This window comes from Streptomyces sp. NPDC088733, from assembly GCF_044751185.1.
GTDB lineage: Bacteria > Actinomycetota > Actinomycetes > Streptomycetales > Streptomycetaceae > Actinacidiphila.
On the sequence record NZ_JBIVLH010000003.1, the window covers coordinates 82,988 to 103,815 of the forward strand.

19 protein-coding genes are annotated in these 20,828 nt (G+C 75.4%); 12 read left to right on the forward strand and 7 right to left on the reverse strand.

Translation table 11 applies throughout. The features are described from left to right. Nucleotides 1-57: 57 nt before the first annotated feature. Nucleotides 58-759: a hypothetical protein gene (locus tag ACIP64_RS06465; RefSeq protein ID WP_401582531.1), complete on the forward strand. Its 702-nt coding sequence runs from the start codon at nucleotides 58-60 to the stop codon at nucleotides 757-759. 3 nt (nucleotides 760-762) lie between these two features. Then, entirely contained in the window at nucleotides 763-1,524 is a 762-nt protein-coding gene (locus ACIP64_RS06470; protein WP_401582532.1) for a hypothetical protein, read from the forward strand. Between the two features lie 608 nt (nucleotides 1,525-2,132). On the opposite strand, the gene ACIP64_RS06475 is transcribed toward ACIP64_RS06470, so the two are convergent. Next, a complete protein-coding gene (locus tag ACIP64_RS06475; protein ID WP_401582533.1) occupies nucleotides 2,133-3,029 on the reverse strand; it encodes an NAD(P)-dependent oxidoreductase in 897 nt (298 codons plus the stop codon). A gap of 172 nt (nucleotides 3,030-3,201) precedes the next feature. Between ACIP64_RS06475 and ACIP64_RS06480 the strand changes: the two genes are divergently transcribed. The 3 genes from ACIP64_RS06480 to ACIP64_RS06490 all read left to right on the forward strand — a co-directional run bounded on the left by ACIP64_RS06480 (nucleotide 3,202) and on the right by ACIP64_RS06490 (nucleotide 5,992). Next, nucleotides 3,202-3,762 carry a sigma-70 family RNA polymerase sigma factor gene (locus tag ACIP64_RS06480; protein WP_360906609.1) on the forward strand — a complete coding sequence of 187 codons (561 nt, stop codon included), beginning with the start codon at nucleotides 3,202-3,204 and terminating at the stop codon, nucleotides 3,760-3,762. Next, nucleotides 3,759-4,538 (forward strand): anti-sigma factor domain-containing protein, encoded by a 780-nt coding sequence (locus ACIP64_RS06485; RefSeq protein ID WP_401582535.1) that lies wholly within the window; start codon nucleotides 3,759-3,761, stop codon nucleotides 4,536-4,538. Before ACIP64_RS06480 ends, ACIP64_RS06485 begins: the two co-directional genes overlap by 4 nt. Before the next feature lie 95 nt (nucleotides 4,539-4,633). Next, nucleotides 4,634-5,992: a cryptochrome/photolyase family protein gene (locus ACIP64_RS06490; RefSeq protein WP_401582536.1), complete on the forward strand. Its 1,359-nt coding sequence runs from the start codon at nucleotides 4,634-4,636 to the stop codon at nucleotides 5,990-5,992. Here the strand turns inward: ACIP64_RS06490 and ACIP64_RS06495 are convergent. From ACIP64_RS06495 to ACIP64_RS06515, 5 genes are read right to left on the reverse strand one after another with little or no spacing between them, the layout of a single operon-like run. Then, complete coding sequence (locus tag ACIP64_RS06495; protein ID WP_401582538.1) at nucleotides 5,905-6,714, reverse strand: DUF1295 domain-containing protein; 810 nt, start codon at nucleotides 6,712-6,714, stop codon at nucleotides 5,905-5,907. The two genes, ACIP64_RS06490 and ACIP64_RS06495, sit on opposite strands and share 88 nt — an antisense overlap. Continuing rightward, entirely contained in the window at nucleotides 6,708-7,994 is a 1,287-nt protein-coding gene (locus ACIP64_RS06500) for a class I SAM-dependent methyltransferase (protein ID WP_401582540.1), read from the reverse strand. Before ACIP64_RS06500 ends, ACIP64_RS06495 begins: the two co-directional genes overlap by 7 nt. Beyond that, a complete protein-coding gene (locus ACIP64_RS06505) occupies nucleotides 7,991-9,379 on the reverse strand; it encodes a class I SAM-dependent methyltransferase (RefSeq protein ID WP_401582542.1) in 1,389 nt (462 codons plus the stop codon). The genes ACIP64_RS06500 and ACIP64_RS06505 overlap by 4 nt, the downstream gene beginning before the upstream one ends. Then, nucleotides 9,265-10,014 carry a DUF1365 domain-containing protein gene (locus ACIP64_RS06510; RefSeq protein WP_401582543.1) on the reverse strand — a complete coding sequence of 250 codons (750 nt, stop codon included), beginning with the start codon at nucleotides 10,012-10,014 and terminating at the stop codon, nucleotides 9,265-9,267. Before ACIP64_RS06510 ends, ACIP64_RS06505 begins: the two co-directional genes overlap by 115 nt. After that, nucleotides 10,008-11,279, reverse strand: coding sequence for an NAD(P)/FAD-dependent oxidoreductase (locus ACIP64_RS06515; RefSeq protein ID WP_401582545.1), 1,272 nt, complete (start codon nucleotides 11,277-11,279; stop codon nucleotides 10,008-10,010). Before ACIP64_RS06515 ends, ACIP64_RS06510 begins: the two co-directional genes overlap by 7 nt. A gap of 176 nt (nucleotides 11,280-11,455) precedes the next feature. On the opposite strand from ACIP64_RS06515, the gene ACIP64_RS06520 reads away from it, so the two are divergent. The 4 genes from ACIP64_RS06520 (at nucleotide 11,456) to ACIP64_RS06535 (ending at nucleotide 16,726) form a co-directional block, all read left to right on the forward strand. Continuing rightward, nucleotides 11,456-12,172: an alpha/beta hydrolase gene (locus ACIP64_RS06520; protein WP_401582547.1), complete on the forward strand. Its 717-nt coding sequence runs from the start codon at nucleotides 11,456-11,458 to the stop codon at nucleotides 12,170-12,172. Continuing rightward, nucleotides 12,169-13,680 carry an SDR family oxidoreductase gene (locus ACIP64_RS06525; RefSeq protein ID WP_401582549.1) on the forward strand — a complete coding sequence of 504 codons (1,512 nt, stop codon included), beginning with the start codon at nucleotides 12,169-12,171 and terminating at the stop codon, nucleotides 13,678-13,680. The genes ACIP64_RS06520 and ACIP64_RS06525 overlap by 4 nt, the downstream gene beginning before the upstream one ends. An 89-nt stretch (nucleotides 13,681-13,769) precedes the next feature. Beyond that, nucleotides 13,770-14,591 carry a hypothetical protein gene (locus tag ACIP64_RS06530; RefSeq protein ID WP_401582551.1) on the forward strand — a complete coding sequence of 274 codons (822 nt, stop codon included), beginning with the start codon at nucleotides 13,770-13,772 and terminating at the stop codon, nucleotides 14,589-14,591. Beyond that, nucleotides 14,588-16,726 (forward strand): MMPL family transporter, encoded by a 2,139-nt coding sequence (locus ACIP64_RS06535; RefSeq protein WP_401582553.1) that lies wholly within the window; start codon nucleotides 14,588-14,590, stop codon nucleotides 16,724-16,726. The genes ACIP64_RS06530 and ACIP64_RS06535 overlap by 4 nt, the downstream gene beginning before the upstream one ends. Here ACIP64_RS06535 and ACIP64_RS06540 read toward each other — a convergent pair. Further along, on the reverse strand, nucleotides 16,714-17,208 hold the full coding sequence (locus ACIP64_RS06540; RefSeq protein ID WP_319662641.1) for a DUF3145 domain-containing protein: 495 nt from the start codon (nucleotides 17,206-17,208) through the stop codon (nucleotides 16,714-16,716). The genes ACIP64_RS06535 and ACIP64_RS06540 overlap by 13 nt on opposite strands. Before the next feature lie 236 nt (nucleotides 17,209-17,444). Between ACIP64_RS06540 and ACIP64_RS06545 the strand changes: the two genes are divergently transcribed. From ACIP64_RS06545 to ACIP64_RS06555, 3 genes are all read left to right on the forward strand, one after another. Next, nucleotides 17,445-18,356: an SGNH/GDSL hydrolase family protein gene (locus ACIP64_RS06545; RefSeq protein ID WP_401582555.1), complete on the forward strand. Its 912-nt coding sequence runs from the start codon at nucleotides 17,445-17,447 to the stop codon at nucleotides 18,354-18,356. Nucleotides 18,357-18,544: 188 nt separating this feature from the next. Continuing rightward, on the forward strand, nucleotides 18,545-19,705 hold the full coding sequence (locus tag ACIP64_RS06550; RefSeq protein WP_401582556.1) for a mandelate racemase/muconate lactonizing enzyme family protein: 1,161 nt from the start codon (nucleotides 18,545-18,547) through the stop codon (nucleotides 19,703-19,705). Further along, a complete protein-coding gene (locus ACIP64_RS06555; protein WP_401582557.1) occupies nucleotides 19,702-20,724 on the forward strand; it encodes a zinc-binding dehydrogenase in 1,023 nt (340 codons plus the stop codon). The genes ACIP64_RS06550 and ACIP64_RS06555 overlap by 4 nt, the downstream gene beginning before the upstream one ends. Nucleotides 20,725-20,828: the final 104 nt, after the last annotated feature.

Here is a 20,828-nt window from a genome sequence, read left to right on the forward strand (position 1 = left end):
GGGGGATTGGCCCGGATTGCCGGATGGGCGGCCCTGCCGCCGCACAACATCTGGGACATGACCATATGGCTGAGGGGGGCCGGCCTCACGGCGGCCGCCGTGCTGGTGGTACTGGGTCCGGGGGGTCCCGGGGGCGGAGCGGGAACCGCCCGTGCCGACGAGCGCCCCGGCGTCCCGGGACCGCCGGTCGTGCGGTTCCTGCCGGACGGCACCGTACGGGTGGAGACGGGCGGCGGCGCCGTCCGCGTGGAGACGAAACCGGACGGCGGGGCGGGAGGGGTGCCGCGGACCCGTGTCCGCATCCGGCACGGCGGTGACACCGTGGAGGCCCAGACCGGCCCCGGCGGCTCGTCGGCCCGCGTACGGCGCGAGCACTGCCCCCGCTACCAGGCCTCCGTGGACGCCTCCACGGACTCCTCGGGAGCCCGCGGCTCGGTGTCCTGGCGGCATCCGTGCGGACCGGCCCCACGCCCGAAACCCGCCCCCGCGCCCGCGCCCGTACGGCAGCGGCCCGCCCCCGCGCCGACCCCGGCGCCCACCCCCACACCGACGCCGACACCCACGCCCACCCCGACACCGACCCCGACGCCGACACCCAGCCGCCGGGTCGAACTGCCGCCGGTCGCCTACCACAAGGTGACCGCGCTCCCACCGCCCGAGGGGCCGAGCCTCGTCCATCTGATGCTGCTGATCACCGCTCCCGCGGTGCTGTCGGCCGCCGCGCTCAAACCCCGTTCCCAAGCTCGTTCCCGGAGGTGACGCATGTCGGACTGGATTGTCCTGGCCATCGGAATGGCCGCGAGCTGCGTGGTCGTGCTGAGCATCGTGGCGATCAACAACCGCCGGCTGAGCGAGGACGACGACCCCAGCGAGACCCCGGACGTCATCGAGTACATGACGATGATGATCGGCGTGGTCTACGCGATCGTCCTGGGACTGGCCATCGCCGGCGTCTGGGAGGGGCGCGGCGCCGCCGAGGACGCCGCGCGCCGTGAGGCCCAGGCGCTGCACGAGGTCCAGGAGCGGGTCCAGGTGTACCCGGCCGCCGTCCGCGACCGGGTGCGCGAGGACATCGACACCTACGTGTCGTACGTCGTGGACAAAGAGATCCCGTACATGGTCAAGAACGGCGACAACACCCAGCGCGGCAGCGAACTGCTGGGCGTGGTGCGCCGCGACGTGACCGCGTTCGAGCCGCGCACCCCGCTGGCCAACCAGGCCTACCAGCCCGTCGTCGACCAGGTGGCCGCGGCCGACGACGCGCGCAACGCGCGCGCCGACAGCTCCTCGCCCACCATGCCGGGCGTGGTCTGGTTCGGGCTGATCGTGGGCGGCCTGGTCGCGGTGGGACTGATCTTCACCCTGCAGATCCGGCGCTCCCGCCGGGAGTTGCTCCTGGCCGGGCTCTACAGCGCCCTGATCGCCTTCCTCCTCTTCCTGATCTGGGACTTCAACGCCCCCTACGGACGGGACCCCGCCGAGGCGGCGGCGTCCTTCGCCGCGCTCTTCCCGCACGTGGGATAGCCGCGGGGCGGCCGGGCGGCCGTTCGGGCGATGCCGCCGGATGAGCCCGCCCGGCCACCGCCGGGTGCCCCCACCGCCGACGGGCAGGGCCCGCGGCACCCCCGGCCACCGCCGGGGGTGCCGCCCGGCCCGGTGCATCGCACGGCGGACAGCCGTCCCGCGGTCGGCGCGGCCGGACCACCCGGACGATGCGGCGGCTCTCCCGGCCGACGGCCGGGGAAGTGCCGTGCCTGAGGGCACCTTCCTGCGGAGCCGGGGGGCCCGCTTCGCGTCCCGGCCGTCGCCGAAGCCCGCGGGATACGACCCCTCCCCCCGGCCGAAGGCCAGCGAAGTGCCGTGCCCGGGGCCACCTTCCGGCGGAACCGGGGAGCCCCCTTCGCGCCCCCGCCGTCGCCGGAACTCGCGGGATACGACCACTCCCCCGGGCCGAAGGCCGGCCGAGTGCCGCGCCTGTGAGCACCCTCCGGCGGAACCGGGGAGCCCCCTTCGCGCCCCGGCCGTCCCCGCAGCCCGCGGGATACGACCCCTCCCCCCGGCCGAAGGCCTGCCAAGTGCCGTGACCGCAGGCACCTTCCGGCGGAGCCGGGGGCGGACGACGGCCCGGCCGCCTAGGCCTGCTTCGCGTCCCGGCCGTCGCCGAAGCTCGCGAACCAGGTGGCCGCCATGTCCTCCTCGCCGTGGCCCTGGGCCGCCGCCCGCCGGAAGCGCTCCGCGCCGGCCGCGGCCACGTCGAGGCGGACCCCGGCGGCCTCACCGGCCGCCACGACCAGCCGCGCGTCCTTCTCCGCGGTCTGCAGCGCGAAGCTGGGCGCGAAGTCGCCGCGCAGGATGGCATCGGCCTTCCCCCGCAGGTAGCCCATGTCGAGGCCGCCGCCGGCCACCGCGTCCAGGAAGGCGCGGGGGTCCACCCCGAGTCCCTCGGCCAGCGCCAGGGCCTCCGCGGTGCCGTGGGTGACGGTGAGCACCCAGCTGTTGACCACGAGCTTGAGCCGGCTGGCGGCGCCCTCCGCGGCGTCCTCGCCCACCCACTGGGTGCGCCTGCCGATGGCCCCGTAGACCGGCTCCAGGGCCTGCCGCACCTCCTGCGGCCCCGCCGCGAGCACCAGCAGCTCCCCGGCCTCGGCCGGCTGCCTGGTGCCGAGGACCGGCGAGTCGACGAAGACGATGCCGTGTGCGGCGGCGAACTCCGCGAACGCGCCGAGCGCTTCGACGCCGGCCGTGGTGGCCTGCGCCCAGACCGCGCCGGGCCGCAGCCCGGGCGCCGCCTGCCGCATGGTCTCCAGCGCGGCCGGGCCGTCGTGGAGGATGGTCAGCACGACGTCGGCGCCCTCCACGGCCTCCGCGGGCGTGGCGGCGACACGGACGCCGTCCTCCGCGAGCGGTTCGGCCTTGCTGCTCGTACGGTTCCACACGCGGACGTCGAGGCCGGCCCTGACGAGGTTGCGGGCCATCGCGGCACCCATGATCCCGGTGCCGAGGACTGCTACTGAGGTGGTGTCGGACATGGGAGCCACCGTACGACGGACCAATCCGAACCGCTCGCGGCGCCGAATGCCGGACGGGAGACTGTGCACGGGGCGACGGCAGGACCGCGGCGGCCGGGCACCGAGCACACGACAGCGGACCGACACAACGACGAAAGCGGGAGATGTGGAGAGGGAACCGGTGCGAATCGGCATGCCCGCGCGCCAGGGGCCGGACCTCACGGAACTGCTGCTCGCGGTCGCGCGCGGCGACCAGGAGGCCTTCGCCGGGCTGTACGACGCCGTGAGCGGACCCGTGCTGGGGCTGGTCCGCGGCGTGCTGCGCGACCCCGCGCAGTCCGAGGAGGTCGCCCAGGAGGTCCTGGTGGAGGTCTGGCGCACGGCGGCCCGCTTCCGCCCCGAGAAAGGCAGTGCGATGACCTGGGTGATGACCCTGGCCCACCGCCGCGCGGTCGACCGCGTCCGGTCGGCGAGCGCCGCCGCCGACCGCGAGCACAAGGCGGCCCTGCTGGACCGCACGCCCGCGTACGACGAGGTGACCGAGCAGGTCGAGGCCCGGCTCGAACGGGAGCAGGTGAGGCGCTGCATGCGCACCCTCACCGAGTTGCAGCACCAGTCGGTGATGCTGGCGTACTACCGGGGCCTGACCTACCGCGAGGTGGCGGAACTGCTGTCGCTGCCCCTGGGGACGGTCAAGACCCGGCTCAGGGACGGCCTCATCCGGCTGCGCGACTGCCTGGGGGTGACCGCATGAGCACCAACGCCGAGCTGCACACCCTCACCGGGGCGTACGCCCTGGACGCCCTGGACCGGCACGAGCGCGCCGAGTTCGAGAGCCACCTGGCGGACTGCGAGCCCTGCGCCCTGGAGGTGCGCGAGCTCACCGCGACCGCCGCCCGGCTCGGGCTCGCCGCGGCCGAACCCGCGCCGCAGCGGATGAAGGACGAGGTGATGCGGCGGATCGCCACCGTCCGGCAGGAGCCGCCGCGGGTGGCCGAGGTCCCCGTCCGGGACCGCCGCCGTGTCCGCCGCGCCCCGCGGACCCCGCTGGTCACCCGATTCGCCCTGGCCGCCTGCCTGGTGGCCGCCGCCGCGCTCGGCGGCGTCGCCGTCCGGCAGCAGCAGCAACTGGGCGACGCCCGCCAGGAGGCCCGGCAGGCGCAGGCCGGCGCCGAGTCCGTCGCCCGGGTCCTCGCCGCGCCGGACGCCGCCGCCACCACCGGGAAGCTCTCCGGCGGCGCGAGCGGCACGGTCGTGGTGTCCCGGAGCCAGGACCGCGCGGTGTTCTTCGCCCAGGGCCTGCCCCAGCTGTCCGGCGGCCGGGTCTACCAACTCTGGTTCTCCGACGCGGGCGGCACCATGCGCTCCGCCGGGCTGGTCCCCCGCTCCGGCCCGGGCGGCAGCGAGGCCGTGCTCCTCGACGGCCCCGTCGGCGGCGCCTCCGGCATGGGCATCACCGTCGAACCGGCGGGCGGCTCCCCGCGCCCCACCACGCAGCCGCTCGCGCTCATGTCCTTCGCGAAGGCCTGACCGGCGGGGTGACGCGCCCGGCGAATGCGGGAGCCGGGCGCGCGGGCGGCCTAGGCTCGGGCGGGACAAGGCAATCAAAGGTACGAGGTGCACGCGTGTCCGTGGCCGTCTGCTTGTTCACCGCGGATCTGCGGGTGCACGACAATCCCGTGCTGCGTGCGGCACTGAACTCGGCCGACGAGGTCGTACCGTTGTTCGTGCTGGACGACGGGGTCGGGGCGGCCGGCTTCGCGGTGCCGAACCGCGCGGCGTTCCTGGCGCAGTGCCTGGCGGACCTGGACGCCCGGCTGCGGGACCGCGGGGGCCGGCTGGTGCTGCGCGCGGGGGACGTGGTCGAGGAGGTGTGCCGGGTCGCGGAGGAGACCGGTGCGCGGCAGGTCCACATCGCGGCCGGGGTGAGCGGCTACGCCGGCCGCCGGGAGACGCGGCTGCGGGAGGCGCTGGAGGGGGCGCGGCGGGAGCTGCGGGTCCATGACGGCGTGCTCACCGTGGTGCCGCCCGGGGCCCTCACCCCGGCGGGCAAGGACCTGTTCGAGGTGTTCACGCCGTACTTCCGGCGCTGGGAGCAGGAGGACGTCCGGGACGTGCTGGGCGCGCCGCGGGTGGTCCGGGTGCCGGAGGGCCCGCGGTCGCTCGCGGTGCCGGACGCGCCGGGCGGGGTCTCGCCGGGCCTGCCCGCCGGGGGCGAGAGCGAGGGCCGCCGGCTCTGGCGGGCCTGGCGCTCGGGCGGCGGCGTGGACACGTACGACGAGCGCCACGACGACCTGGAGGGCGACGGGACCTCGCGGCTCTCGCCGTACCTGCACTTCGGCTGCCTGTCGGCGACGGAACTGGCCGCCGGCGCCCACGGCGGCTTCGTACGCCAGCTGGCCTGGCGGGACTTCCACCACCAGGTGCTCGCCGCCCGCCCGTACGCCGCCCACCGCGACCTGCGCCCGCGTCACGACTCCTGGCAGGGCGACGGCCCGGAGGCCGAGGCCTGGCGGGAGGGCCGCACCGGCTATCCGATCGTGGACGCGGCGATGCGGCAGCTGCGGCACGAGGGGTGGATGCACAACCGGGCGCGGCTGCTGGCCGGCAGCTTCCTGACCAAGACGCTGTACGTGGACTGGCGGGTCGGCGCCGCGCACTTCCTGAGCCTGCTGGTGGACGGCGACATCGCCAACAACCAGCTCAACTGGCAGTGGGTGGCGGGCACCGGCACCGACACCCGCCCCAACCGCGTCCTCAACCCGCTGACCCAGGCGCGCCGTTTCGACCCCGACGGGGCGTACGTCCGCCACTGGCTGCCGGAGCTGGCCGGTGTGGCGGGCGGCGCTGTCCACCGTCCCTGGCTGCTGGACGAGGAGCGGCGCCGCGAGCTGGACTACCCGGCGCCGCTGGTGGACCTGGACGAGGGCGCCGCCCGCTTCCGCGGCGGCCGGGGGAAGAAGCCCGCGGTGCGGGAGGCGTAGTCGTCCCAGCCGGGGCGGCCGGCCATCCGCCGCTCCAGCAGGGCCTTCCCGCTGCCGCGGATCAGCAGCAGGCTCATCACCAGCGGGGAGACCACGGTGGCCGCCGCCGCCTGCCAGGCGTCGCAGGTCAGCGCGAACAGCCCCCACCAGACGAGGAAGTCGCCGAAGTAGTTGGGGTGCCGCGTCCAGCTCCACAGCCCGCGGTCCATGATCTTGCCCCGGTTCGCGGGATCGGCCTTGAAGCGCGCCAGTTGACGGTCGCCGACCGCCTCGAAGAGCAGGCCGACGGCCCACAGCGCGACGCCGACCGCGGCGGCGGGACCGAGCGGGCCGGGGAGGTAGGAGGCCGCCTGCACCGGCAGTGAGACCAGCCAGACCAGGGCGGCCTGGAGCAGGTAGACCATGCGCAGGGCGTACAGGGTGCGGTTGCCGCGCGCCTTGTCCAGCAGGGCCTCGTAGCGCGGGTCCTCGCCGTGCCCCCGGCCCCGCCAGGCGATGTGGGCGGCCAGCCGCAGCCCCCACACCGCCACCATCACCAGCACCAGCGCACGCCGGGCCGGGTCACCGTGCCCGGCCGACATCGCGTACGCGACCGCCCCGACGGCCGCGAAGCCGGCGCCCCAGGCGATGTCGACGTACCGGTGCATGCCGCGGGCCCGGCCGACCGCGAAGGCCACCAGCATCACCGCGAGCGCCGCGCCCGCTGCCGCGAGGGTCACCATCGCCCGTACCAGCCGTCCTGGGTGTCCGGCAGCCCGGTGCCGCCGTCCTCGGTGGGCCGCACGGCGAGGATCTGGTCGACGCCCATGCGCCGTTCGGCGAAGGCCAGCGCGCCGCCGGCCAGGTACAGCCGCCACACGCGGGCGGTCTCCTCCCCCGCCATAGCCGTGAACTCGGGCCAGCGCGCCTCCAGTGTGGCCAGCCAGGCGCGGATCGTGCGCACGTAGTGCTCGCGCAGCGACTCCACGGCGCGCACCTCCAGCCCGGCGTCCTCCAGCAGGGCGACGGTACGGCCGAGGGGGCGCATGTGCATGTCGGGGGCGATGTACGTCTCGATGAACGCGCCACCGCCCGGCGCGACCCGGCCGCGGGACATCTGCTGCACCAGGGCCCGGCCGTGCGGGCGCAGCACGCGGTGCAGGGTGGCGGCGAAGGCGGGGTAGTGCGCGTCGCCGACGTGCTCGCCCATCTCGATCGCGGTGACGGCCTCGTAGCCGCCGCTGCCCTCCAGGTCGCGGTAGTCGCGCAGTTCGACCCGGACGTACTGCTCCAGGCCGCGTTCGCGGATGCGGGCCTGGACGGCGTCGCGCTGCGCGGCGGACAGGGTGACCGCGTGCACCTGGGCGCGGTGGGTCTCGGCGGCGTACAGCGACAGCGCGCCCCAGCCGCAGCCGATGTCGAGCAGCCGCATGCCGGGGCGCAGTCCCAGCTTGCGGCAGATGAGTTCCAGCTTGTCGCGCTGGGCGTCGGCGAGGCCGTACGAGGGGTCGTCGGCGCGGGTCCAGTAGGCGCAGGAGTACGCCATGGAGGGGTCGAGGAGCAGGGCGTAGAACGCGTTGGACAGGTCGTAGTGGTGGCTGATGGCGGCGCGGTCGCGGCCGCGGCTGTGCAAGGTCCCGTTCAGCCGGGCCCGGCCGCGCGGGGCGGGCGGCCGGGGGCCGACCGCGCCGAGCCGCAGTGCAGCGCCGGCCGCCCGCAGGCGGTCGGCGGCGGTCAGCCGGGGCGGGGTGACGCGGCCCTCGCGCACCGCGGCCCAGATCGTGCGCAGGCTCTCGGTGAGGTCGCCGCGCACGTCGAGCTCGCCGGTGATGTAGGCCTCGGCCAGGCCGAGTTCGCCGGGCTCCCAGAGCAGCCGGCGCAGCGCGCGCCGGGAGCGCAGCACCACCATCGGCGCATCGCGGGGCCCCGCGGTGCTGCCGTCCCAGGCCCGCAGCCGGAACGGCAGCGGGCCGCCGGTGAACTGCTCCAGCAGGGGGACGAGGGTGTCCGCGGCACTCTTCACCGGGCGGTCTCCCCTCGGGTGAGCAGCAGTTGGCGCACGTCGAGGTAGCCGGAGCGGAAGCCGGCCTCGGAGTGGCCGAGGTAGAGGGTCCACATCCGGCGGAAGACCTCGTCGAAGCCGAGGGCGGCGACCTCGGCGGCCCGGTCGGTGAAGCGTTCGCGCCACAGCCGCAGCGTCTCGGCGTAGTGCGCGGCGAAGCCCGTGCTCTCCTCGACGCGCAGCGTCGTGTGCGCCGCGAGGGTGCGCTCGATCGCCTCCGGGGAGGGGATCAGGCCGCCGGGGAAGATGTACTTCTGGATCCAGGTATGGGTGTGCCGGGTGGCCCGCATCCGGTCGTCGGCCATGGTGATGGCCTGGAGCGCGATCCGGCCGCCGGGGGCGAGCAGCCGGTCGAGGGCGGTGAAGTAGGCGGGCCAGTACTCGGCGCCGACGGCCTCTATCATCTCGACGCTGACGACGGCGTCGTAACGGCCCGTCACCTGCCGGTAGTCGCGCAGCAGCACCGTGGCACGGCCGGACAGGCCGGCCTCCTCGATGCGCTCGGCGGCCAGCCGGCGCTGCTCCTCGGAGAGGGTGACGGTGACGACCTGGGCGCCGCGCCGGGCGGCGCGCACGGCGAGTTCGCCCCAGCCGGTGCCGATCTCCAGCAGCCGGGTGCCCTCGCCGACCCGCGCGAGGTCCAGCAGGCGGTCGATCTTCCGGCGCTGGGCGTCCGCGAGCGCCTCCGGGCCGGCGGGCAGGCCGGCGAAGACCGCCGAGGAGTAGGTGAGGGTCTCGTCCAGGAAGAGCGCGAACAGCTCGTTGGACAGGTCGTAGTGGGCGTGGATGTTGTCCCTGGCGCCGTCGAGGGTGTTGCGGCGCTCGCGGGGCTCCCGGCGTGCCCACAGGGCGCGCAGCCGCTGCATCGGCCGGGGGACGAGTGCGGTGACGTTGGCGGCCAGCACGGTGAGCACCGCGACGAGGTCGGGCGCGTCCCACTCGCCGGCCATCCAGGACTCGCCGAAGCCGATCAGTCCGCCGGCTCCCACGCGGCGGAAGAAGGCCTCGGGGTCGGCGATCTCGACCACGGGGCCACCGGTGCCGAGCACCGGGCCGCCGGGCCCGAGGCGGCAGTTCAGCGGCAGCCGGGACAGGGCGCGGCGCACGACGGCGCCGGCGACGGCGGCCCGTGCGCGGGAGCACCGCGGTGGTGCGGCGACGTCCGGCCAGCGGCGCGGGTCCACGCCGCCGGAGGAGGCGGGAGCGGGTGCGGGGACGGGGACGGACGTGGTCACTCGAAACCCTCCTGAGGCGGGTGAACGGGGCGCCGCAGCACGGGCAGTCCGCGCAGCAGCAGTCGGATGCCGTGGCGGCGGATGCCGGCCGACACGGCGGCGGTGGACCATGGGTGGCGCAGCGCGGCGCGCAGCAGGAACGGGGCGGTGCCGGGCCGCCGTTCGCCGCGCACCGTGGCGGTGAACGGCCGGGTCCCGGCGCGCTCCAGGTGGACGGTGAGGCGCAGCGCGGCGTCCGGCTCCGGCAGCCGCATGCGGTAGGCGCCGTCGACGGGGAAGAACGGCGAGACGTGGAAGTCCTTGGCCACGCTCGCCGCGCCGGACCCGTCGGTGCGCAGCAGGTAGGCGTGGCGCTCGCCGTAGGTGTTGTGGACCTCGGCGACGACGCAGGCCAGGGCGCCGTCCGGCAGGTGGCACCAGTACAGCGTCAGCGGGTTGAAGACGTACCCGAGGACCCGGGCGTGGGTGAGCATCCGCACCGGGCCGCCCCGCAGGTCCACCCCGCGCGCGGCGAGCCAGGTCTCCAGGGCGGCCCGTACGGTGGGCTGCCGGCCGCCGAAGTGGTCCCGGGCGTCGAAGCGGGCGAAGGGGCGCAGCGGCGCGGGGAGCCGGGGCGGCCGGTCGGGGTCGATCAGCCACAGGTAGGTGCGGTGGGTGAAGGCGTGGCGGACCGGGCGCGTACGGACGTGGGTGATCACGCACTCGTACAGGGCGGGCACGTCCGGCGGGGCCGCGGCGGTCACCATCGCGCCCCCAGCGCGCGGGCGGCCTCGGCGCCGGAGCGGCAGCCGTCCTCGTGGAAGCCCCAGCCGTGGTAGGCCCCGGCGAAGGCGGTGACGGGGGTGTTCAGGGTGGGCAGCAGGCGCTGCGCGGCGACCGACTCCGGGGTGTAGACGGGGTGTTCGTAGACCATGCGGGCCAGCACCCGGCCGGGGTCGACCAGTTCCTCACCGCCGAGGGTGACCAGGAAGCGCTCGGGGCTGTCCAGCCGCTGGAGGCGGTTCATGTCGTAGGTGACCCGTACGCCGCCGGGCGAGGGGGCGCAGGAGGGCATCCGGTAGTTCCACGAGCCGCGGGCCCCGGTGCTGCGCGGCAGCAGCGAGGTGTCGGTGTGCAGCAGCGTGGGGTTGCGGGAGTACGGGATCGCGCCGAGCACCGCGCGCTCCGCCGCCGTGGCGTCGGCCAGCAGGCGCAGCGCCTGGTCGGCGTGGGTGGCGACGACCACCGCGTCGTACTCCTCGCTCTCGCCGTCGTCGGTGACGATCTCGGCGCCGTCGGCGTGCCGGCGCAGGGCGCGTACGGGGGTGGCGGTGCGCAGGGCCGTCAGCCGCTTCGCGATCCGCTCGACGTAGGTGCGCGAGCCGCCGGTGACGGTCTTCCAGGTGGGCGAGCCGGACACCGACAGCATCCCGTGGTGGTCCAGGAACCGGAAGAGGTACGCCGCCGGGTAGTCGGCGGCGGTCCGCGGCGAGCAGGACCAGACGCAGGCCACCAGGGGGGTGGTGAAGTGCGCGACGAAGTACGCCGAGAAGCCCCCCGCGCGCAGGAACTCCCCCAGGGTGGTGGTGTCGTCGCCGCCGTCCCCGGCGAGCAGCCGCCGGGCCCTGCGGTGGAAGCGCGGCACCTCGGCCAGCATCCGCAGGTACTCCGGGCGCAGCCCGTTGCGCGGCTGCGCGAACAGCCCGGCGGGCCCGCGGGCCCCGGCGTACTCCAGGCCGCAGCCCTCGCACCGCACGGACATGCTCATCTCCGACTCCTGTGTGCGGACGCCGAGTTCGGCGAAGATCCGCAACAGGGTGGGGTAGGTGCGCTCGTTGTGCACGATGAAGCCGCTGTCGACGGCCGCCACCCGGCCGTCGGACGAGGGGACGTCGTGGGTGTGGGCGTGCCCGCCCAGCCGGTCGTCCGCTTCGAACAGCGATACGTCGCCGTGCCGTTGCAGTGCGTACGCGGCGGTCAGGCCGGCCACCCCGCTCCCCACGACCGCGATCCGGCGCCCTGTGCCGTTCATGCCGCTCCCTTCGTGCCCCGTCTCTCCCTGATGGTGATTCGTAGGCCTGCGGCCACCGGATTGGCCGATCGGGCAATCCGGTGGGGGCGCGGTTCCGAATCCCGGGCAGGTATCAGGACGGGCGGCGGCGGAGGGAGCGGCGGACAATGACGGAGAGTGCGAGGAGAGGCGATCCGATGACGTACGGTGACGACGCGGCGGGTGGCGACGGCGCCGCGACGCTGGTTCCGTACGCCTTCCCGGAGCGCCCGTCGGCCGCCGTCCTGCTGCTGCACGGGGGCCGCGCCGAGGGCCTGGAGCCGCCCACGCGGTGGAACCTCCCCGGGGCCCGGATGCGGCCGTTCGTCCGGGCCATCGGCCGGGCCACGGCCGGGCACCCGGTGGCGCTCGCCGGGGTCCGCTACCGGCACCGCGGCTGGAACGGCGACCGGCAGGACGCCGCGCACGACGCGTGGCGGACGCTGGAGGCCCTGCGGGGGCGCGCGGGGGCGGTGCGCGTCGTACTGGTCGGCCACTCGATGGGCGGCCGGGCCGCACTGCGGGTGGCCGGGCATCCGCTGGTGGGCGGGGTCGTGGGGCTGGCCCCCTGGTGCCCGGCGGGCGAACCGGTGGAGCAGCTGGCCGGGCGACGCCTGGTGCTGCTCCACGGCGACCGGGACCGGGTCACCGATCCGGCCGCGTCGCTGGCCCTGGCCGACCGGGCGCGCGCGGCGGGCGCCCTGGCCTGCCACCTGACGGTGCCGGGCGGCGACCACGCGATGCTGCGGGACGCCGGTACCTGGCACGCGACCACCGCCCGCGTGGTGGCGGGGCTGCTGCGGCTCGCCCCGCTGCCGCCGGACGTGGCGAGCGCCCTGGCGGCCCCGGCCGCCGGAAAGGAACGACCCGGATGACTGCGAAGACCGCCCTCACCTGCCTGGTGACCGGGGCCAGCGGCTACATCGGCGGCCGCCTGGTGCCCGAACTGCTCGACGCCGGCCACCAGGTGCGCTGCTTCGTCCGCACCCCGGGAAAGCTGCGCGACCACCCCTGGGCGCCCCGCGCCGAGGTGGTGCGGGGCGACGTGACCGACGAGCAGTCGGTGCTCGCGGCGATGGAGGGCGTGGACGTCGCGTACTACCTCGTGCACGCGCTCGGCAGCGGCCGGCACTTCGAGGAGACCGACCGCCGTGCCGCCGAGACCTTCGGCCGCGCGGCGAAGGCCGCCGGTGTGCGCCGGATCGTGTACCTGGGCGGGCTCACCCCGGACGGGGTGCCCGAGCGGGAGCTGTCGCCGCACCTGCGCTCGCGCGCCGAGGTGGGCCGGGTGCTGCTGGCCTCGGGGGTGCCGACGGCCGTGCTGCGGGCGGCGGTCATCATCGGCTCGGGCTCGGCCTCGTTCGAGATGCTGCGCTATCTGACCGAGCGGCTGCCGGTGATGGTGACCCCGCGCTGGGTCAACACCCGCATCCAGCCGATCGCCGTACGGGACGTGCTGCGCCTGCTCGTCGGCTGCGCGGCGCTGCCGCCCGAGGTGAACCGCGCCTTCGACGTGGGCGGGCCGGACGTGCTCACGTACCGGGCGATGATGCTGAAGTACGCCGAGGTGGCCGGGCTGCCGCCGCGGCTGATCGTGCCGGTGCCGGTGCTCACGCCCCGGCTGTCCAGCCACTGGGTGGGGCTGGTGACCCCGGTGCCCGCGGGCCTGGCGCGTCCGCTGACCGAGTCGCTGCGGCACGAGGTGGTCTGCCACGACCACGACATCGCCCGGTGGGTGCCCGATCCGCCGGAGGGCATGATCGGCGTCGAAGGGGCGCTGGAGCTCGCCCTCCAGCGCATCCGGGACGCCAATGTGGTCACCCGCTGGTCCTCGGCCTCGGTGCCCGGTGCGCCCAGCGACCCGCTGCCCACCGACCCCGACTGGGCGGGCGGCAGCCTCTACAGCGACCGCAGGGCCCGGGTGGTCGACGCCTCGCCGGAAGCCCTGTGGCGGGTGATCGAGGGCATCGGCGGCGAGAACGGCTGGTACTCCTGCCCGCTGGCGTGGGCGGTCCGCGGCTGGCTCGACCGCTTCGTCGGCGGGGTGGGGCTGCGCCGGGGGCGTCGGGACGCGGCGCGGCTGCGGACGGGCGACTCGCTGGACTTCTGGCGGGTCGAGGAGATCGAACCCGGGCGGCTGCTGCGGCTGCGGGCGGAGATGCGGCTGCCGGGACTGGCCTGGCTGGAGCTGTCGGCCGGGCAGGACGACCGGGGGCGCACGGTCTACCGGCAGCGGGCGCTGTTCCACCCGCGGGGGCTGGCCGGCCACGCGTACTGGTGGAGCGTGTCGCCGTTCCACTCCGTCGTCTTCGGCGGCATGGCCCGCAACATCGCCTCGGCGGCTAAGCAGGCCGCGGCTCCGCCGCCGGCGGCTGCACGGTGACGCGGGGCCGGTTCGTCGTCCCCCGCCGCCAAGAGGCGGACGCCGACCGCGAGTCCGCCCTCCGCAGGACGGGCACAGGTCACCGCCCCATGCCGGAACGGTCCCCCGACGCCGCGTTCACGCACGTGCGGTCGCCGGACGAGTCACACGGCGACCGCACGTCCGCCCTCGACGGGACCGGCGCGGGCCACCGCCCGATACCGAGGCGGTCCACCGACGGCGGCCTCACGCCGGAGCCGGGGCGGTCCGCCGACGGCGCGTTCCCCGTCCCACGCCGTCAGGAGGCGAACGGCGACCGCAGGTCCGCCCTCGGCGGGACGGGCGCAGGCCACCGCGCGACGCCGAGGCGGTCCGCCGACGGCAGCTTCACGGTGGCGCGGGGCCGGTTCGTCGTCCCCCGCCGCCAGGAGGCCTACGGCAACCGCGAGTCCACGCTCGGTCGGGCGGGCGCAGGCCACCGGCTGATCCCGGTGCGGTCCGCCGACGGCGCGTTCCCCGTCCCCCGCCGTCAGGAGGCGAACGGCGACCGCGAGTCCGCCCTCGGCGGGACCGGCGGAGGCCACCGCGCGACGCCGAGGCGGCCCGCCGACGGCAGCTGCACGGTGGCGCGGGGCCGGTTCGCCGTCCCCCGCCGCCAGGAGGCCTACGGCGACCGCGGGTCCACGCTCGGCCGGGCGGGCGCAGGCCACCGCCTGATCCCGGGGCGGTCCGCCGACGGCGGGCTCCCCGTCCCCCGCCGTCAGGAGTCCGCCCTCGGCGGGACCGGCGCGGCGGAGGCGGCCGGTCCGAGCCGGCCGGTCCGGGCGGGCGGTGACGGAGCCGGGGGTCGTCGCGCCGCCGTGGGCGTCGCCGTCCATGCTGAGGGCAGCAGAGGGAGACACCCGCACGCACCCCCACGGGAGAAGCGATGACATCCGTGCCACGCACCGTCCGATGGCTGCTCCCCGTGGTGCTCCTGGTCGCCTGGATGGGGATCGGCGGCACTCTCGGCCCGTACGCGGGCAAGCTGGGCGAGGTCTCCACCAACGACCAGGCGGCCTTCCTCCCCCGAAGCGCCGAGTCCACGAAGGCGCTCGCCGAACGGCAGGTGTTCCGCCGGGGCGAGACCGTGCCGGCCGTCGTCGTCTGGACCGCGGCCCGCGGCCCGGTCACCGATGCCCAGCGCGACGCCGCCACGGCCGCGCTGGCCTCCCTGGCCGGGACGGAGGGCGTGACCGGGCACCCCTCGCCCGCCGTGCGCTCGCGGGACGGGCGGGCGCTGGAGGGCGTGCTGCAACTGCGGCCCGATCTCGGGCGGCAGGTGCAGGAGGTCGTCGACCGGATCTCCGCGACCGCCGGGCGGGTGCCGGGCACCACCGCGCACGTCGCGGGACCGGCCGCCTCGCAGGCCGACCTGGGCGACGCCTTCGCGGGCATCGACGGGCTGCTGCTGCTCGTCGCCCTCGGTGTGGTGCTGGTGATCCTGCTGCTGGTCTACCGCGCGGTGCTGCTGCCCCTGGTGATCATCGCCGGCTCGGTCCTCTCCCTCGGCCTCGCCTGCGGCGTGGTGTACGTGCTCGCCGACCACGGCACGGTCCGGGTGGACGGCCAGGTGCAGGGCATCCTGTCGATCCTCGTCATCGGCGCCGCCACGGACTACGCCCTGCTGCTGTCGGCCCGCTTCCGGGAAGAACTCGCCGGGCGCGGCGACCGGTTCGCGGCCATGCGGGCGGCGCTGGGCCGCTCGGCCGGGGCGATCGTGGCCAGCGCCGCCACCGTGGCGCTCGGGCTGCTCGCCCTGCTGGCCAGCGATCTGACGAACAACCGGGCCCTGGGCCCGGTCGGCGCCGTCGGCATCGTCTGTGCCGTGGCGAGCAGCCTCACCTTCCTGCCCGCCGTCCTGCTGCTGCTCGGCCCGGCCGCCTACTGGCCCGCCCGGCCGCGTCCGGCGCGGGAGGGGGGCCGGGGGGTGTGGCAGCGGGTGGCCGCGCTCGTGGACCGGGCGCCGCGCCGGGTCTGGGCGGTCGCTCTGGCGGTGCTGGCCGCCTGCGCGGCCTTCTCCCCCGCCCTGACCGCCCGGGGCGTGCCGCTCGACGAGATCTTCGTCCACCGGGCCCCGTCGGTGACCGCGCAGCGCGTCCTCGGTGAGCACTTCCCCGGCGGCTCGGGGAACCCCGCCGTGGTGGTCACGGCCGCGGACCGGCTCCCCCAGGTGACCCGGGTGGCGGAACGCACCGCGGGAGTCTCCTCCGCCACCGCGGTCACGGCCTCCGGCCGCCCCGGCCAGGGCGAGCCGCTGGTCGCCGGCGGCCGGGCGCTGCTGGAGGTGACGCTGCGGGACGCGGCCGACAGCGACGCCGCCAAGGCCGCCGTGGAGCGGCTGCGGCGGGCCGTGCACGCGGTGCCCGGCGCGGACGCGGTCGTCGGCGGCTACACCGCGCAGCAGGTGGACACCCAGGCGACCGCGGAGCGCGACCGGACGCTCGTGGTCCCCGTCGTCCTCGCGATCATCCTGCTGATCCTGGCGGCGCTGCTGCGCAGTGCGCTGCTGCCGCTGCTGCTGGTCGCCACGGTGGCGCTGAACTTCGCCGCCACCTTGGGTGTGTCGGCGCTGGTCTTCCCGCACGTGTTCGGTTTCTCGGCGACGGACGCCTCGGTCCCGCTGTACGGCTTCGTCTTCCTGGTCGCGCTCGGCGTCGACTACAACATCTTCCTGATGACCCGGGTCCGCGAGGAGACGCTGCGGTACGGGACGCGGCAGGGCGTCCTGCGCGGCCTGACGGCCACCGGGGGCGTGATCACCTCTGCGGGCGTGGTGCTGGCGGCGACCTTCGCGGCGCTGGGCGTGATCCCGCTGGCCTTCCTGGTGCAGATCGCCTTCATCGTGGCGTTCGGGGTGCTGCTGGACACGCTGCTGGTGCGGTCGCTGCTGGTGCCCGCGCTGGTCCGGGACATCGGGCCGCGGGTGTGGTGGCCGGGGGCCGCGGCGCGGTGCGCGGAGCCAGGCGGCACGCCGCAGGGCCCCGCGGCGGGGGCCGTGGAGCCGAGGGAGCGTCAGACCACCTGATGCAGCCACCGGACGGGGGCGCCCTCGCCCGCGTACCGGAAGGGCTCCAGCTCGTCGTCCCAGGGCTTGCCGAGGAGCTTGGCGACCTCGGTCTCCAGGTCGGCCTCGCCCTTGCGGGCCCGCGCGAGCGCGGCGCGCAGCCGGTCCTCGGGGATGAGGATGTCGCCGTGGATGCCGGTGACGGCATGGAAGATGCCCAGTTCGGGGGTGCTGCTGTAGCGCTCCCCCTCGGCGGAGGGGCACGGCTCCGCCGTCACCTCGAAGCGCAGCAGATGCCAGCCGCGCAGCGCGGACGCCAGCTTGGAGGCGGTGCCGGGGTCTCCCTGCCAGGAGAACTCGGCCCGCCAGGTGCCCGGGGAGGCGGGCTGGCGGATCCAGTCGAGGTTCACGCGCACGCCGAGCACGCCCGCGACGGCCCACTCGACGTGTGGGCACAGCGCGCGCGGTGCGGAGTGCACGTACAGAACTCCACGTGTCGTCACCGGGACCTCCAGTGTGGGACGAGGTACGCCTTCCCCAGCGGCCTCATGCCCATAACCGAGCCATCCGGGACAGCAGTGGACATTCTGCACTAATCATAACGAATGAGACAAGATCTGACTTCTGATCACCTCTTTCCCATCAGGCGTCAAGGAAAAAGCTACCGCGCGGCGTCACGCGAGGAGTGACGTACTGTCGGGATCACCGAGAAGTCACCCACTCGTCCGAGGGAGCAGCGATGCGGGAGTCGCTCCGGCGCGGAGTGCGCGGCGCCACCGCCGCCCTGACCGGCCTGCTGACGACGGCGCTGGTGACGGCCTGTTCCGTGGGCGGCACAGGGGCTACGGCGGCCGCCGAGAGCGCGGCCGCGAGCCCCCGCCCGAGCGCCTCGGCGGCCCTCGACTGGAACACCCGGCCGGCCTCGCTGGCCGCCCTGGGGGATTCCATCACCAGGGGTTTCGACGCGTGCGGCGTGTTGACGGACTGTCCGGAACTGTCCTGGGCGACGGGCAGCGGGGCCTCGGTGACCAGCGTCGCCGGCCGGCTGCTGACCCGCCCCGCCGCCAGGAGCTGGAACCTGGCGGCCAGCGGCGCCCGGATGGCCGACCTGCCGGCCCAGGCCGAGCGGGCCGTGGCGCTGCGCCCCCAGCAGGTGATGATCCTCATGGGCGCCAACGACGCGTGCGCGCCCAGCACGGCCCGGATGACGCCGGTGGACGCCTATCGCCGGGACTTCGCCGCCGCGCTGCGCACCCTGCACCGGGGGCTGCCCGAGGCGCAGGTCTTCGTGGCGAGCGTGCCCGACCTGCTGCGGCTGTGGGACGTCGGACGGCGCAACGCGCTGGGCCGGCAGATCTGGAAGCTCGGCCTGTGCCCCTCGATGCTGGCGGACCCCGAGGCGACGAACGCCGCGGCGAACGCCCGCCGGCAGGCGGTACGGGAGCGCGTGATCGCGTACAACGGGGTGCTGGCGCAGGAGTGCGCGCGCTGGGAGCACTGCCGCTCCGACGGCGGCGCGGTCTTCGACTACCGCTTCACCGAAGCGGAGTTGAGCCCCTGGGACTGGTTCCATCCCAGTGCCCGGGGACAGTCGCGGCTCGCGGGCATCGTCTACGGCGCGGCCTTCGGCTCCGGCGCCGTCGCCCGGTAGGGCGCGCGAACGCGCCTGCGCACGACGGGGCCTAGGGGTCCGGCGGGCGGTCCGGACTCACTTCGGCAACAACGCCGACACCTGGGCGACTCAGCCATTGACACCGCCCGGAGCCCGTAACTACGGTCCCTTCAACATTTCGAACGGGTGACGAAATCTCGAACGACCGTCCTTAAGGGGCAACTTCCGTGCGCATCACCGGCATCAGTACCCACGTGGTCGGCACTCCCTGGCGCAATCTCACCTACGTGCTCGTCCACACCGACGAGGGCCTGACGGGCGTCGGTGAGACGCGCATGCTGGGCCACACCGACGCGCTGCTCGGCTACCTCCACGAGGCCGCCGCCAACCACATCACCGGCTCCGACCCCTTCGCGGTGGAGGACCTCGTCCGGCGGATGAAGTACGGCGACTACGGCCGGGCCGGAGAGATCGTCATGTCGGGCATCGCGGTCGTGGAGATGGCCTGCTGGGACATCAAGGGCAAGGCCCTCGGCGTGCCGGTGTGGCAGCTGCTCGGCGGCAAGGTGAACGAGAAGGTCAAGGCGTACGCCAACGGCTGGTACACCACCGAGCGCACCCCGGAGGCCTACCACAAGGCCGCGAGCGCGGTCGTGGAGCGCGGCTACCGGGCGCTGAAGATCGACCCCTTCGGCACCGGCCACTTCGAGCTCGACCACGCGGCCACCTCGTACTCCGTCTCCCTCATCGAGGCCGTCCGCGACGCGATCGGGCCCGAGGCAGAGCTGCTGGTCGAGATGCACGGGCGCTTCAGCCCGGCCACCGCGATCCGGGTCGCCAAGGACCTGGCTCCGTTCAAGCCCAGCTGGATCGAGGAGCCGGTGCCGCCGGAGAACCTCAAGGCGCTGGCGAAGGTCGCCGCGCACACCGACCTGCCGATCGCGACCGGCGAACGCATCCACGACCGCTACGAGTTCCGCGAGCTGTTCGAGCTCCAGGCCGCCGACATCATCCAGCCCGACCTCGGGCACATCGGCGGCATCAACGAGGTGCGCAAGCTCGCCGCCACCGCCGAGACGCACTACGTGCTGGTCGCCCCGCACAATGTCGGCGGCTCGGTGCTCACCGCGGCGAGCCTGCAACTGGCCGGCTGCACCCCCAACTTCAAGATCCTCGAGCACTTCAACGACTTCGCGGACTCCGAGATCAAGAAGGTCGTCAAGGGCGCCCCCGTGGTCGGGCCCGACGGGTACTTCACCCTGTCGGACGCGCCGGGCCTGGGTGTCGAGCTCGACGTGGACGCCGCCGCCGAATTCCCCCAGCAGCAGGCCCGCTTCGACCTGTGGGCCGAGGGCTGGGAGCGCCGGCAGCCCAAGGGCACCCAGTGACCGCCCCGCGCGCCGTCGTCCTCGACGGGCCCGGCCGGCACCGGATCGTGCCCGCGGAACCGGTCGCGCCCGGCCCGGGCGAGGCACTGGTCCGCGTGCACGCGGCCGGGATCTGCGGCAGCGACCGCGAGGTCCACGCCGGCACCCGCCCCGAGGGCTACGTCCGCTACCCCGTCACCCCCGGCCACGAGTGGTCCGGCACGGTGGAGGCGGTGGGCCCCGGTGTGACCGCGGACCTGGCCGGCCGCAAGGTCGTCGGCGAGGGCTTCCGCAACTGCCAGGTCTGCGACCGCTGCCACGCCGGGGAGACCACGCTGTGCGGCGCCCCGTACGAGGAGACCGGCTTCACGCAGCCCGGCGCGATGGCCGACACCCTCACCCTGCCCGCCCGGCTGCTGCACGTGCTGGACGACGACGCCGACCTGCGCTCCGCCGCGCTGCTGGAACCGGCGGCGTGCGTGGCGGCCGCGCTGCTGAAGGCCCCCGCCGCGCCGGGCGACCGGGTGGCCGTCGTGGGCACCGGCACGCTCGGGATGCTGGCGGTGCAGTTCCTGGCCGCGGTGTCCCCCGCCGAACTGCTCGTGGTGGGCACCCGGAACGACCGGGAGGAGCTGGCGGCGTCCTTCGGCGCCACGACGTTCCGCACCACGGCCGAGCTGACGGGCCCCGGCGCCGCGGACTTCGACCTCGTCGTTGAGGCGGCCGGTTCGCCCGCCGCGGCCCGGATCGGTGCGGGGCTGCTGCGCCGGGGCGGCCGGCTGGCGCTGACCGGCATCCCGGAGGCGGGCTCCGCGCAGGGGCTGGACCCGACCGATCTGGTGGTGCGGCAGCTGACCGTGCACACGGTGTTCGGGGCGCCGCCGGCCGCGTGGGCGCACACGGTGCGCGCGTTCGGCGCGGGGGTGCTGACCCCGGCTCCCCTGATCACGCACGAACTGCCCCTGGAGGACTACGCGGGGGCGCTCGGCCTGCTGGCGGGCCGGGACCCGAAGGTGGGCAAGGTGCTGCTGCGCCCATGACCCCGGCCCGCCCCGGACAACGATGTCCGCTCCGTACCGGCCCGCACCCAATGACCCGAACGTCGTCCGACATCCCGAACAACCCGCAGCCCGCACCGATCCGG

What these genes read in the sequence shown, in the direction of transcription:
- ACIP64_RS06465 (WP_401582531.1), top strand. Translation starts at nt 58, where the DNA reads ATGACCATATGGCTGAGGGGGGCCGGCCTCACGGCGGCCGCCGTGCTG.
- ACIP64_RS06470 (WP_401582532.1), top strand. Translation starts at nt 763, where the DNA reads ATGTCGGACTGGATTGTCCTGGCCATCGGAATGGCCGCGAGCTGCGTG.
- ACIP64_RS06475 (WP_401582533.1), bottom strand. Translation starts at nt 3,029, where the DNA reads ATGTCCGACACCACCTCAGTAGCAGTCCTCGGCACCGGGATCATGGGT.
- ACIP64_RS06480 (WP_360906609.1), top strand. Translation starts at nt 3,202, where the DNA reads ATGCCCGCGCGCCAGGGGCCGGACCTCACGGAACTGCTGCTCGCGGTC.
- ACIP64_RS06485 (WP_401582535.1), top strand. Translation starts at nt 3,759, where the DNA reads ATGAGCACCAACGCCGAGCTGCACACCCTCACCGGGGCGTACGCCCTG.
- ACIP64_RS06495 (WP_401582538.1), bottom strand. Translation starts at nt 6,714, where the DNA reads ATGGTGACCCTCGCGGCAGCGGGCGCGGCGCTCGCGGTGATGCTGGTG.
- ACIP64_RS06505 (WP_401582542.1), bottom strand. Translation starts at nt 9,379, where the DNA reads ATGGTCCACCGCCGCCGTGTCGGCCGGCATCCGCCGCCACGGCATCCG.
- ACIP64_RS06510 (WP_401582543.1), bottom strand. Translation starts at nt 10,014, where the DNA reads ATGGTGACCGCCGCGGCCCCGCCGGACGTGCCCGCCCTGTACGAGTGC.
- ACIP64_RS06515 (WP_401582545.1), bottom strand. Translation starts at nt 11,279, where the DNA reads ATGAACGGCACAGGGCGCCGGATCGCGGTCGTGGGGAGCGGGGTGGCC.
- ACIP64_RS06520 (WP_401582547.1), top strand. Translation starts at nt 11,456, where the DNA reads ATGACGTACGGTGACGACGCGGCGGGTGGCGACGGCGCCGCGACGCTG.
- ACIP64_RS06525 (WP_401582549.1), top strand. Translation starts at nt 12,169, where the DNA reads ATGACTGCGAAGACCGCCCTCACCTGCCTGGTGACCGGGGCCAGCGGC.
- ACIP64_RS06530 (WP_401582551.1), top strand. Translation starts at nt 13,770, where the DNA reads ATGCCGGAACGGTCCCCCGACGCCGCGTTCACGCACGTGCGGTCGCCG.
- ACIP64_RS06535 (WP_401582553.1), top strand. Translation starts at nt 14,588, where the DNA reads ATGACATCCGTGCCACGCACCGTCCGATGGCTGCTCCCCGTGGTGCTC.
- ACIP64_RS06545 (WP_401582555.1), top strand. Translation starts at nt 17,445, where the DNA reads ATGCGGGAGTCGCTCCGGCGCGGAGTGCGCGGCGCCACCGCCGCCCTG.